This is a genomic window from Anabaenopsis sp. NIES-4685, from assembly GCF_059725405.1.
Window position 1 is genome coordinate 2,792,840 of the sequence record NZ_AP043602.1, and the last position, 12,500, is coordinate 2,805,339.

At 40.0% G+C, this 12,500-nt stretch carries 10 protein-coding genes and 1 pseudogene; 9 read left to right on the top strand and 2 right to left on the bottom strand.

The window, feature by feature from the left end; translation table 11 throughout:
* The first annotated feature begins 245 nt into the window (after positions 1–245).
* The gene (locus AC6IZ0_RS11970; protein ID WP_497723073.1) at positions 246–1,847 is read left to right on the top strand and encodes a peptide ligase PGM1-related protein; all 1,602 of its coding nucleotides are present in this window, start codon (positions 246–248) and stop codon (positions 1,845–1,847) included.
* Between the two features lie 471 nt (positions 1,848–2,318).
* On the opposite strand, the pseudogene AC6IZ0_RS11975 reads toward AC6IZ0_RS11970, so the two are convergent.
* Positions 2,319–2,402: pseudogene (locus AC6IZ0_RS11975) on the bottom strand (hypothetical protein); the annotation flags it as partial.
* A gap of 423 nt (positions 2,403–2,825) precedes the next feature.
* On the opposite strand from AC6IZ0_RS11975, the gene AC6IZ0_RS11980 reads away from it, so the two are divergent.
* From AC6IZ0_RS11980 to devC, 8 genes are all read left to right on the top strand, one after another.
* On the top strand, positions 2,826–3,860 hold the full coding sequence (locus AC6IZ0_RS11980; protein WP_497723074.1) for an aromatic ring-hydroxylating dioxygenase subunit alpha: 1,035 nt from the start codon (positions 2,826–2,828) through the stop codon (positions 3,858–3,860).
* Positions 3,861–3,953: 93 nt separating this feature from the next.
* Positions 3,954–4,967 carry an aromatic ring-hydroxylating dioxygenase subunit alpha gene (locus AC6IZ0_RS11985; RefSeq protein ID WP_497723076.1) on the top strand — a complete coding sequence of 338 codons (1,014 nt, stop codon included), beginning with the start codon at positions 3,954–3,956 and terminating at the stop codon, positions 4,965–4,967.
* Positions 4,968–5,107: 140 nt separating this feature from the next.
* Positions 5,108–6,109: an oxygen-dependent coproporphyrinogen oxidase gene (gene hemF, locus AC6IZ0_RS11990; protein ID WP_497723077.1), complete on the top strand. Its 1,002-nt coding sequence runs from the start codon at positions 5,108–5,110 to the stop codon at positions 6,107–6,109.
* A gap of 256 nt (positions 6,110–6,365) precedes the next feature.
* Positions 6,366–6,986, top strand: coding sequence for a helix-turn-helix domain-containing protein (locus AC6IZ0_RS11995; protein WP_497723079.1), 621 nt, complete (start codon positions 6,366–6,368; stop codon positions 6,984–6,986).
* A 102-nt stretch (positions 6,987–7,088) separates the two neighbouring features.
* Complete coding sequence (locus AC6IZ0_RS12000) at positions 7,089–7,523, top strand: FAD-binding oxidoreductase (RefSeq protein WP_497723081.1); 435 nt, start codon at positions 7,089–7,091, stop codon at positions 7,521–7,523.
* 2 nt (positions 7,524–7,525) lie between these two features.
* Entirely contained in the window at positions 7,526–8,476 is a 951-nt protein-coding gene (locus AC6IZ0_RS12005; protein WP_497723082.1) for a hypothetical protein, read from the top strand.
* An 11-nt stretch (positions 8,477–8,487) separates the two neighbouring features.
* On the top strand, positions 8,488–9,711 hold the full coding sequence (locus AC6IZ0_RS12010; protein ID WP_497723084.1) for an ABC exporter membrane fusion protein: 1,224 nt from the start codon (positions 8,488–8,490) through the stop codon (positions 9,709–9,711).
* A gap of 68 nt (positions 9,712–9,779) precedes the next feature.
* Positions 9,780–10,937, top strand: a complete 1,158-nt coding sequence (gene devC / locus AC6IZ0_RS12015) for an ABC transporter permease DevC (protein ID WP_497723085.1) — start codon at positions 9,780–9,782, stop codon at positions 10,935–10,937.
* A 26-nt stretch (positions 10,938–10,963) separates the two neighbouring features.
* On the opposite strand, the gene AC6IZ0_RS12020 is transcribed toward devC, so the two are convergent.
* Positions 10,964–12,268 (bottom strand): efflux RND transporter periplasmic adaptor subunit, encoded by a 1,305-nt coding sequence (locus tag AC6IZ0_RS12020; RefSeq protein ID WP_497723087.1) that lies wholly within the window; start codon positions 12,266–12,268, stop codon positions 10,964–10,966.
* Between the last annotated feature and the right edge of the window lie 232 nt (positions 12,269–12,500).

A 12,500-nucleotide genomic window follows, 5' to 3' on the forward strand; every position in this document is an offset into this window, starting at 1 on the left:
ATACATTTAATTTATTCGCGTTTACTTATAATTAAGTAGGTCAATATAGTTAAACATCAATACATCCAACACCTGTTTGATAACTATTGAATCTGCTTATTAAGTTTTTTTAAGTTGAGTTAATTAGGTGTTTTTAGTGCTTAACTGAGTACTCAAAGAAGTGTTGCACATTCGGGGTATGTGATGCTTTTTAGTATATACCAGAGAGGTAAAGCAGTTTTGGGAATCAAGACGGACTAGGGATTATGGTGACGCTGAATATTTCAGATTCCGACAAAATTGATAAGTTTCGGCATCTTCAGTTAAGTTTATGCGATCGCTGGCCGACTATTGAACTATTTGACAATAGTGAGGCGGATATTTTAATTATTCCCTCCCTGAGCATCGACCAGCATGAACTGCATAAAGTAGAAGGCTGTGAGCATTATGAAGAAAGATTACTATTTTGTTTGATGCGGTTGCGAAATCCCCGCACTAGACTAATTTATGTCACTTCCATGCCCTTGCATCCTAGTATTATTGATTACTATTTACAATTATTACCAGGAATCCCATTTTCCCATGCCCGCAATCGCCTGTTACTACTTTCCACTTATGATGCTTCCCTCAGACCTCTAACCGCCAAAATTCTAGAACGTCCCCGGTTGCTAGAGCGGATTCGCCAAGCATTAAGGCTAGAAAAATCCTTTATGACCTGCTACAACTCCACATTTTTAGAGGCGGAATTATCTTTACAATTAAATGTACCATTATATGCAGTCGCCCCAAACCTACAGACCTGGGGGACAAAAAGCGGTAGTCGCCAAATATTTGCAGAAAGTGGAGTACCATTACCAGACGGTAGCGAAAAGGTATGGAATCACCAAAATTTGGCAGAAGTTGCTAGTGATTTATGGGAACGCCAACCAACACTACAAAGAATAGTAATCAAACTCAATGAAGGAATTTCTGGAGAAGGAAACGCCCTATTAGATTTGCGCCCCATCATGGATGTAGCACCAGGGAAAGTTCCTCGCAGCCAAACAATAGCCACAATCGGCGATCGCTTCTCCACTATGCGCTTTCAGTCCGCAAAAGAAAGTTGGGGGAATTTTCGCGCACGGATTAGGGAACTAGGGGCGATCGCAGAAGCATTTATAGAAGGAGAAAATAAGCGATCGCCCAGTGTCCAAGGACGCATCACACCTAGTGGAGAAGTAGAAATTCTCTCCACCCATGACCAAATTCTAGGCGGTCCAGACGGACAGATTTATCTAGGTTGTAAATTTCCCGCTGATTCTAGCTATCGGTTACAATTGCAGGAATTTGGTTTAAAAATCGGTAAAAAACTCGCCGAAAAAGGCGCATTAGAAAGATTTGGCGTAGATTTCATCACCGTTGACCAAGGAAATGGCCAATGGGACATTCAAGCCATTGAAATTAACTTACGTAAGGGTGGTACAACTCACCCCTTTATGACCCTGAAATTATTAACCAACGGACGTTACGACCTAGCCACAGGGTTATTTTACAGTCAACAAGGGCGGCCTAAATACTATATAGCCACCGACAACCTGCAAAAAGACCCATATCGGGGATTACTACCCAACGATTTGATGGACATTATCGCCCATCACCGGCTGCACTTTGATAGCGGTACCGAAACAGGGACGGTTTTTCATCTTATGGGTTGTCTTTCCCAGTTTGGTAAATTGGGATTAACCAGTATTGGCGATTCCCCACAACAAGCAGAAGACATTTATAACAAAGTCGTCCATGTTCTGGATGAAGAAACCCGCCGCGACAATCCGGATCTACCTTTGTTCTCAGATTACACTTTTCCTATAGCCGGGGATGGATATAACTAGGGAATAGGGAGGAATTTTGCACCCATACCCAGTCTTGATACTTTTTTTGTCAGTGTCAACGTGACTGCGAATAAACTCGCCAGCGCCTTACCCCCATGTCTAAAACCAGACGGTTCTGGTCGGCGCTGGTATTGCGGTCAAATTTATGCAATATAATCCATGAAAATATTGCTACATCAGGGTTTCAACCATAGTTGTTACCCAATTATCACCAAATCCATCAGCAGTTATTCCAGGTTGGCATAATAGCATACCAAGCTTTAACAACTAACTACCCCGGTGTAACTACACACCCAGAGCAGAACTACAATTACAGTTGCAGCTTATTTAATCAACTTTTTGGAATCATGCTGACCTATTACCATTTTGACCTGTGGGCGATGGTGAAATTTTCGCGGAATTTGGTAGTTCCATCTCATTTTTAGCTAACCAATCTTCAATAAGTTCAGCCGAAACATCAGACATATTCAATCCTTTAAAAAAGCAAATTGTTTTAAACCTGTCTTTAATTTCAGGGGGAAGGTAAACCCGAATCGAAGCTTCTCCTTGTGCCACACTATACTCCAAGTAATAAACTTATTAACCAGTTTATTCGTGTAATGGTTCATCAGGGAAAAATATTAACTAGTTGACTAATGCATCAGTTAATTGGTATAGTATCACCTGTACCCCAGGAAAGAGAAGTAAATCTATCCGAAAGATGACACATAACAAAGGCTATAGCATCCAGAAAGTGTCAGCACCAGCAAATGAATATCACAGGCGCAATAGCAAGCAAATTGATCTCAATTTGCTTAAATTAGCTGCAATAAATACCTGTAAGCAAAAGACAGCAGAAAAAATCTGTCAAAAAATGTTTCATCGCCAAACTACAGACTAAAAGCCACAAAAATCAGCAATAGCTTCATAAAAACCGATTTTTAGCCAAAAATTTAGGATCACAAAACTCCAATCAATTATTTATTTCAAAGCTGAGAAATGCTAAAAAATTTCTGGTACGCTTGTGAATTTACCTCAGCCGTTACTAACAAGCCTAAACAAGTTTTGATGTTAAATCAGAGATTTGTTCTCTATCGCAATTCTCAAGGCGAAGTAGTTGTATTAAAAGACCAGTGTTCCCATAGAGGTGCAGCATTATCTTTAGGTTGGCGAGAAGACAACTGTATCCGTTGTCCCTATCATGGATGGAAATTTCAAGCCGATGGGAAATGTGTAGAAATCCCTGCTAATGAAATGGGAACACCAATTCCACCCAGAGCTAATGTCAAGAGCTACCCAGTACAAGAAAAATATGGTTTTGTCTGGATATTCTACGGAGATTTACCAGCAGAATCACGTCCACCCATTCCTCCGTTCCCAGAATATCAAGACCCCAAAATGCATCCAATTTATTTAGAATATGAGATGCAAACTCACTATACCCGTGTCATAGAAAATGCACTTGACCCCGCCCATCTTTATGCAGTTCATGGTAATTCCTTTGGTGCGGGCTTGGCAGAGGATACCACAGTAGATGAATATGTCATTAAAGATGAAGATTGGGGCATAAGTACCAAAATTATCTACAGGAATTATACCCAGCCCAAAAATGGCATCTTTAAATCTTTTTTCCGTCCAAAAAAGACACAATTAAATGCCAAAATTAGCTTTTACCTACCCAATATAACTAAAATTGAAAGTGACTTTGGTCGTGGTAAAATTATCAACTATGCTATTCATGTTCCCGTTAATGACCAGAGAACCATTAGTAAACGAATTCAACTGCGTAATTTCTTTACCTATGCTTGGGCAGATAGATTATTTATCAAGTTTCATCATCAAGTTGGTTTAGAAGATAAAATAGTCACAGAGTCACAAATTCCCCAATTAATCCCAGATAATTTAACAACTGAAGTTCATGTAGCTGCTGATGCTATGAACCTGGCTTATCGCCAGATACGACAAAAATATTTAGCTATGGGATGGGGTTTGAATTATCATCAAAATCAACGAGAACGGTCATTGACAAAATAGATTTGATTTATTTTCACTTGTGAGGCTAATAATTATGAAAAAGTAATTCCCCGTTACGCCAATTACACAACGAAAAAGGAAGTAAAGGCGCTGATGTTGAAAAACTTTTGGTATGCTTGTGAATTTAGTTCTACAATTACCAATAAGCCAAAGCAAGTTTTGATGTTAAATCAGAGATTTGTTCTTTATCGCAACTCTCAAGGAGAAATAGTAGCTTTAAATGACCAATGTCCCCATCGCGGGGCTGCTTTTTCTCTGGGTTGGATTGAAAAGGATTGTCTCCGGTGTCCCTATCATGGCTGGAAATTTCAAGCTGATGGCGAATGTATTGAAATTCCCTCTAATCCACCTGGTGCCCCTGTACCTAAAAAAGCTCGTGTTCCTCACTATCCAACCCAGGAAAAATATGGTTTTGTCTGGCTATTTTATGGTGATTTACCAGCAACAGAACGCCCTCCTTTACCGACTTTTCCAGAGTACATGGTATCGACTATGCGCCCTGTATATGACGATAGTATAGATAATGCCAACTATGCTCGGCTCATGGAAGCTAATCTTGATTTTACCCATGTAATCGCCGTCCATAAAAAATCTTTTGGGCAGAGAATACCCATAAATACAACTATTAACTATCAAGTTGATAAATATGATTGGGGTGCTGTGGCTAAGGTTAACTATGAATCTTTAGGTAACTCCAAAAGTTTCTTAAACTTTTTACTGGGTGGACGACCAGAACTGAAAACAAAATTGACCTTATATCTACCTAATGTTACTCTGGCAGAAATTAGTGTGGGTCGCGGTAGTAGGTTTGATGTCAAGTTTGGCGTTTTAGTGGCTCACCTACCTATTGATGATCATACGACTCGTGTTAAACGGGTGTTATATCGCAATGTTTTACCATTTCCTTGGCTTGATGGATTTTTTAGAAAGCTTGACCACAAATTAGCACAAGAAGATACAGTAGTGGTTTCAAGTTTAAATTCTCAACCAATACCAAAAATATCAGAGGAAGTTCATGTAGCCGCTGATGCTTTAGATATTACTTTTCGGCGGTTTTTGCAAAGCTTTCAGACTGACTTTGATGGATTGAGTCAGGATAAAAACTAAAAGATAGGGAACCCCAGATCAGAAGGTTTTATTTTGGGTGCTGAGTTTATATGGGGTTGAGTTTTGTAGCAATAATGAGTTTTGGTAGATAAATACACGCAGGTTGATATAAGTATTTGACTAATACTGGGGAGATAAGTATGAACCATGTACTGGAAAAAATCACTGAGGAACTAGGAATGCGTGGAGTTATTGATAAGTTTTTCAGGCGGATGTTTGATAATACTTGTCAGGTTCTGGAGGCGTTGGATGGTAAGCATCTGTGTGAACAGTCCTGGAATCGTGACCAGGAGGGAGTCTGGAGGGTGGGTGAAAGTAGTCAAGATGCTATCTATATTGACCGGGTTCTGCACAATGGTAATGTGTTGGAAAAGGTAGGGGTGAATTATGTAGCCATAGAAGGTGAGTTACCTCCGGGGATGTCTTTTCAGCAATCGGGCGCTCTAGCTACGGATGTAGCTGATAAAATCACGCGCAGTAAGGCTAACCGCTATTTCGCTACAGGTTCTAGTTTTGTCATCCATCCCCATAACCCCATGGCTCCCACTGCTCATGCTAACTACCGCTATTTCGAGATTTGTCATGGTGACCAACCGGTTTATTGGTGGCTCGGTGGTGGTGCTGATTTAACACCAGCATATCTGTTTGAGGAAGATGCAGTTCATTTTCATCAGGTGCATAAACAGGTTTGTGATCAGTATGATCCTTCTTATTATCCCCGGTTTAAACGCTCCTGTGATGAATATTTCCACATACAACATCGCGGTGAACACCGCGGTATTGGGGGAATTTTCTTTGACCATTTAAATAATCAAGATCCGCAAAAACTACTTGATTTTGTGACTGATTGCGCTGATGCTTTTATCCCTGCTTATATGCCAATTTTGGAAAGGCGTAAAGATATGTCTTTTACAAAGCTAAATAAGTATTGGCAACATCTGGTACGTGGGCGCTATGTAGAGTTTATCTTATCATGCGATCGCGGTGTGCGTTTTGGTTTAGCTAGTGGTATGGTTAACCAACAAAGTGTTTTTAACTGTATGCCTCCCGCTGCTAGTTGGGAATATGATGATCAACCTATTCCCGGTAGCAAAGAAGCTATGTTAAAAGAAGTCTTAAAAAATCCTCGGGAGTGGTTGTAAATCGGTTTTGATGGCTCCCCAGATGATGGAACACAATTTAACATCAAAATTTAATATCAAACCAACATATAGCGACTACAGGTAATGAAGAAAGACTTTACTTTTAACAAAACCAGAAAAGATACATCTTTGAGCAGTGACATAGAAATAGATATGGCATTATCATGTCTGAATGCTTGCAAATATGTACTAGTGTGGATAATTCTACTTTGCCTGTATTCCAGTATATAAATAATTTATTCAATCAGAAATGACCATGGAAAAGGAACTAGTCACAGGTAATCTCCGCATGGAAGATATCATCAATCTAGATGAATCTAAAGCCATGAATTTGTTTCGCAAGAGATTACAAAGATACAAAAATCTGGTTGCAGAAAAAGGAGATGCAGCCGCTTTTGAAGAAATGATGGCAAAATATCCTGAACAACAAAAGGCGCTGATGGGTACTTTTATCGAGCATAACACCTTAGCGAAAGGTTTCACCCAAGCTGCACCCTTGCTGGGATTAATGGGTTTTGTGATGGATGTGGTAGATATTTCGCAAAATGGTACAGATGCAGCATTAGAAATACAAAGAGTTTGCCCAGTTTTATCCTTGGCGAAAGAGTACGGTTTTGATAGTCCCTGTCGTGTCTTCTGCGAAATGGAACAAGAAGCTACCAGAAGAGCTTTTCCGGGAATCAAGGCGGCAATTTTGAGTAAACAAGCAGAGGGTGACTGTGTTTGTGTATTCAAGTATGAGAGAAGTACAAATAATTTACCGGTGATGAACACAGAGGATAAAAATACTTTTCGTCCGGTAATGTCTCTGATCTTATTAATTCCTAGTTTGTGTAGAATCGGTTGTAAAATGCTGAAAATTCGTTTTTTTCACTAGTATCAATTCCCATTAATTATAAATAATTTGTGATTAATTAAACAGTTGCTGGGACATAAAACACAAGATTCTTAAGAAAAAACTATAATTTAAACTAAAGTTATGAGTGGTATACTTACAGACTTAAAACAGATTATTGCCGGAGAAGTTAGTAACAAAGAATCAGACTTAGAAGCAGTTTCTCAAGATTTTGGCAACATTATTAAAAAACAGCCCCAAATTGTGATTCGTCCGCAAGATTCTAGTGATGTTGCTCAAGCAATTAAATATGCTGCTCAACAGGGTTTAACAATTTCCTCACGGGGTGCGGGACGTTCTTTGAGTGGTCAATCTTTGAATCAAGGGGGAATCCTCTTAGATATGAGGAATCTCAATCAAATTGATGATTTCCGCCCCGATGAACTCTGGTTCCAAGCTGACCCTGGTGTGACTTGGAAGCAAGTTATTGATACTGCTATACCTGATGGTGTAATTCCCCCAGTCCTGACCAATAACTTTGAAGTGACTTTGGGGGAACTCTCTGCGCTGCTGGTTTAGGTTTGAGTTCTTTTCGTTATGGTTCTCAAGCTGATAACTGTTTGGCTTTGGAAGTTGTGACGGGGACTGGGGATATTATTTGGTGTACACCGGAAGACAACAGCGAACTTTTCTATCATGTTCTGTGTGGCTATGGTCAATTTGGTATTATTACTAAAGTTAAAAATCGTCTGAGGAAATATCGCCCTTACACTCGCAGTTATTTTCTTTGCTATGACGATTTAGATAAACTTTTACATGATGCACGTGGGTTAGTCACAGAAGGTCGGATAGATGGTTTAGTATCTTTGTTTTCACCCTGCTTGCAAGGAATGAGCAGAAAAGAAAATCAGATCAAACCATTAATTCAATGGTTTTACAGGATGCAAATTACTGTAGAATTTGATGCTGTCAATCAGGTAAATGATGCAGAATTACTGGCTGGTTTAAATTTTTATCGCCATATCCACACTGAAGACTTGACTTTTGAGCAGTTCATTCAACCATTAGGTCAAGTTCCTTATCCTGTCAATACTGCTAATACTTGGATAGATTTACTTTTACCTGGTTCTAGTGCTCAGGAATTTATTAAGATTGCTCTGGAGCGTATACCTAATTTCTTGGATTTCCGCACTTTACCTATAGGTTCTTTTTGTCTCAATTCTCGCCATCATAAATTACCCATGTTTCCTTTACCGGATGATGAGTTAATTATCGGTTTGGGAATGTATCCGAGTATTCCCCAAACTCAGGTGGAAGTTGTGTTACAGCAGTTAAATTTACTGACTGATTTGGGCTTCCAAATGGGGGGTAAAAGATATATGGCGACTTGGGCGGAATTTGATTTACCAAAATGGCGATCGCAATTTGGTGATTACTGGTTGACCGTCAATGAAATCAAAAGGAAATACGACCCCTGTGGGATTCTGAATCCTGGTTTCTTCAAGTATGAACACCCCGTCGGTGCTATGTAAGGAAATAGAGAATGTTGCGAAATTCTGAAAATTCCTCTCTACTCCCCCCCAATTTTCGCTGGTTATTGGCTCTGGGTATGACCTCGCTCACAGCTATGGGGGTGGGGATCCTGTCTATAACTCGTCCGCTCAATACTCAAACCCCAGCGGTGACTACCCAAGTTAGTCAACCAGTGATTTCAAAAGTGAATGCGCTCGGAAGATTGCAACCAGCTGGTGAAGTCATGAGAATTTCGGCTCCTACTGATGTTAGTGGTGCTAGTCGTGTGGCGCAACTTTTGGTGACTGAAGGTCAGGAAGTAGGCGCTGGAGATGTGATTGCTATTTTGGACAATCGCGATCGCTTACAAGCTAATCTTAAGGAAGCACAGCAACAAGTGCGAGTGATGAAATCACGGTTAGCTCAGGTAAAAGCTGGCGCACAACCAAGTGAAATTTCCGCCAGAAAAGCAACTGTGAGCAATCTGCAAGCACAGTTAGATGGTGAAATCCCAACCCAGCAAGCTACCATCGCTCGCTTAGAAGCTGAGTTACAAAATGCACAGATAGAATTGCGCCGTTATGAAAATCTTTATCAAGAAGGTGCGATCGCTATTTCCACTCTTGATACTCGCAGATTAACTTTAAAATCCGCCCGGGAAGAATTGAATGGTGCGCAAGCTAATTTAGCCAGAACACAACGCACCCTCACCGCCCAAATTCAGGAAGCTAAGGCTATTTTAGCCCAAACAGCAGAGATACGTCCTACAGATGTGGCTATAGCACAAGCAGAAGTAGATCGGGCGATCGCCACTGTGGAAAAAATGCAAGTAGAACTAGATTCAGCATATATTCGCGCCCCACAAGCGGGTCAAATTCTCCAGGTTCAAGCTCATCCGGGTGAAACCATCGGTGAGGGGGGAATTGTGGAACTTGGTCGAACTAATCAAATGTATGCGATCGCAGAAATCTATGAAAGTGATATCAGTAACATTCGCTCTGGTCAAATTGCGACTATTACTAGTCCTAGTAATGCGTTTGAGGGTGAATTAAGGGGAACAGTCGATAGTATTGGCTTTCAAGTGGCGAAGAAAGATGTGTTAGACAGTGACCCCACCACAGCTACGGATGCTAGGGTAATTGAGGCTAAAATTCGTTTAGATGCAGCATCTAGTCAGCAGGTAGCTAATTTGACTAATCTCCAAGTGAATGTAGAAATACTTACCAGTCAAGATGTGAGTAAGTTAATTAGGTAAAAGTCATAAACATACTGGGTGTTGCTCTAGTTTTTTTATCCTTTTTTTTCCTTAAATCTTAAATATTTATGTTTAAACGGAGAATCCCTTTGGCTTGGCGACAATTAATGAAGCAAAAGGGGCGGTTTTTAGTCGCTATTTGTGGTATTACTTTCGCTGATTTTTTGATGTTGATGCAGTTGGGCTTTCAGTCGGCTTTATATGATAGTAATACCAGATTTCATGAAGTTTTACAAGCGGATTTAGTCTTGGTTAGTCGCCAAGGGCAAAACTTAGGGCTTCTGAGTAGTTTTCCTCGTCGCCGTTTGTTTCAAGCTGCTAATTTGTCGGAGGTTGAGTCGGTTAATCCTGTCTATGTTCGTTTAGGTGTTTGGAAGAGTCCCCAAACTAAGTTAGATGAGTCAATTTTAGTGATTGGTTTTAATCCGGAAAAACCAGCTTTTAATTTACCGGAAGTCAATCAACAATTGGCCACGATTAAATATCCTCATACTCTATTATTTGATCGCAATTCTAGCGGAAAATATGAACAAGCGATCGCCCAAATATCTCAAGGTCAACCTGTCATCACAGAATTACAAGGGCGTAGGGTGCAAATTCAGGGTTTGTACGAGGTGGGCGCTTCTTTTGTGGCCAATGGTAGTGTCATCACTAGTGACCAGAACTATTTACAGATTTTTTCCGGACAAAAACCTGGTCAAGTTAACTTAGGTTTAATTAACCTCAAACCTGGTAGCAATGCTGAGGTAGTCGCCAAAGCTTTAGAGTCCTACCTGAGTGATGATGTCCGAGTTTTCACCCATGAAGAATTTATTGATTTTGAAAAGCAATATTGGCGAGAAAATGGGGCGATTGGTTTTATTTTTTCCCTGGGTGTTACCATTGGCTTTTTAGTGGGTGTGATTATTGTTTATCAAATTATTTATAGTGATGTTATGGATCACTTGCCGGAATATGCCACACTTAAGGCTATGGGTTATCGCAATATATATTTAATGTTTGTTGTTCTTCAGGAAACATTAATATTAGCTATATGCGGTTTTATTCCCGGTGGTTTAGTATCGTTTTTTATGTATAATTTTACCCGTAATATTACTAAATTACCATTATTTCTCACCCCTGAGAGACTCATTTTTGTACTGTTATTAACAGTGATCATGTGTTTAATCTCCGGTGCGATCGCCATGGGTAAATTAAAGTCAGCAGATCCAGCCGATATTTTTTAAACAAGAATCAATCTATAATTATAAAACTATTCAGGCACTATTGGCATACCATCTTTTAGATTCAAAACGCCTGAAGTAACAATTTGATCTTCTGATTGTAATCCTGCCAAAACTTGGTAATGATCATCTCTAATATTACCTAATTGCACCCGTCTTTGGCGAGCTATAAGTTGAGATATCCCTTGTGGTGATTCCTCTGTTGTCATCACATAGACAAAAGTTTCCCCACCTACGCGAAACACTGATTTGGTAGGGATTAATACCCCAGAACGCTGATTCCAAATCACTCTCGCCTGTACTAATTGATCAGGTCGTAACTGACCTTCGGAATTATTAAACAGTGCTTTAACCAAAACTTCTCGCCGCTCATTTTTAGCATCAGGAGTAATTGCAGATATTTTACTACTACTTATCACCTCAGCTTGTGGATTCAACACTTCCACGGCCATTCCCTGACGTAATTGGGTGCTTTGTTCCACCGGGACAAAAATATGCAGTTCTAAGGGTTGATTTTGAGAAACAGTAACTAGTGGTGTAGAAGTATTGACTAAATCACCTACTCTCACAGAAATATTACCAACTGTACCGCTAAAAGGTGCTGTAATTGTATAACTCTGGGGGTGGAGTCGTTGGTTGCGAATCTCGGACTGGGTTTGTTGCAAGGTTTTTTCAGCTTGTGAGATAGTCAGTTGCTCTCCTTGAATCTGAGCATTAATCGCCCCAAGATCAGCCTTAGTTGTAGCCACCCGATTAGCATACTGATTTCGCGCACGTCGAGAGATAGCTCCCTGGGTTGCTAGGTAAGCATACTTTTGATAATCCTCTTCGTGCAATTGTAAATCAGCAACTTGAGATTGGCGTGCTGCTTCCAGAGACTCAAGTTTAGCACGGGCATTTTCCCGTTGTAACACAGCAGTTTGATAAGTAGCATTAAGCTCAATTGTTGCTGGTCTAGAATCTACTTGGATAATTGCCGTTCTGGCTGTAACTTGATCCCCTGGTTTGAGAAATATTTGGGTAACTTGTCCGGGAATTTTCGACTTGATCTCTACCGAACGCCCAGACTTTAAGCTAGCAACAAAATTTGAACTTTCATCGACTATACCAGAGCGTACTGTTAACACCTTGACCCTGACGCCGGGAGTTTTAATATTAGTAGGTACTGCTTGATGTGTAGGAGTCAAAACACGCCAAAATATAGCGCTACCACCTGCAATAATTAGTATAGAAGCTAACAATAATCTCTGCCATCTTCTTTCTGGCAACCGTGGCTGATATGACTTTGGCGAATGATTATCTCCAAAATTATTTGGCGGCTCAGGCAATGTCATGGCTAACTAAATATAAATAACTCAATAGTAAGTCATGATTCGATATTTTGCCATCATAACCATTCATTTAGGATCATACTTACTTAAAAATTTTGTGTCATATATTTTAATATAATCCTGAATCAATTATCTCTAAATCTATCCCAGGTTCAATAATTAACAAGATTATTAAGCCCTCCCCTAGTTCAGGAGAGGGTGGGGCTGAGGGTTGATAAATCCTCAGAAAAACAGA

Bases quoted from the DNA above. Each gene is read 5' to 3' on its own strand.
- AC6IZ0_RS11980 (WP_497723074.1), top strand. From the start codon at position 2,826: ATGCTAAAAAATTTCTGGTACGCTTGTGAATTTACCTCAGCCGTTACT.
- AC6IZ0_RS11985 (WP_497723076.1), top strand. From the start codon at position 3,954: ATGTTGAAAAACTTTTGGTATGCTTGTGAATTTAGTTCTACAATTACC.
- AC6IZ0_RS12020 (WP_497723087.1), bottom strand. From the start codon at position 12,268: ATGACATTGCCTGAGCCGCCAAATAATTTTGGAGATAATCATTCGCCA.
- AC6IZ0_RS12000 (WP_497723081.1), top strand. From the start codon at position 7,089: ATGAGTGGTATACTTACAGACTTAAAACAGATTATTGCCGGAGAAGTT.
- devC (WP_497723085.1), top strand. From the start codon at position 9,780: ATGTTTAAACGGAGAATCCCTTTGGCTTGGCGACAATTAATGAAGCAA.
- hemF (WP_497723077.1), top strand. From the start codon at position 5,108: ATGAACCATGTACTGGAAAAAATCACTGAGGAACTAGGAATGCGTGGA.
- AC6IZ0_RS11970 (WP_497723073.1), top strand. From the start codon at position 246: ATGGTGACGCTGAATATTTCAGATTCCGACAAAATTGATAAGTTTCGG.
- AC6IZ0_RS11995 (WP_497723079.1), top strand. From the start codon at position 6,366: ATGGAAAAGGAACTAGTCACAGGTAATCTCCGCATGGAAGATATCATC.
- AC6IZ0_RS12010 (WP_497723084.1), top strand. From the start codon at position 8,488: ATGTTGCGAAATTCTGAAAATTCCTCTCTACTCCCCCCCAATTTTCGC.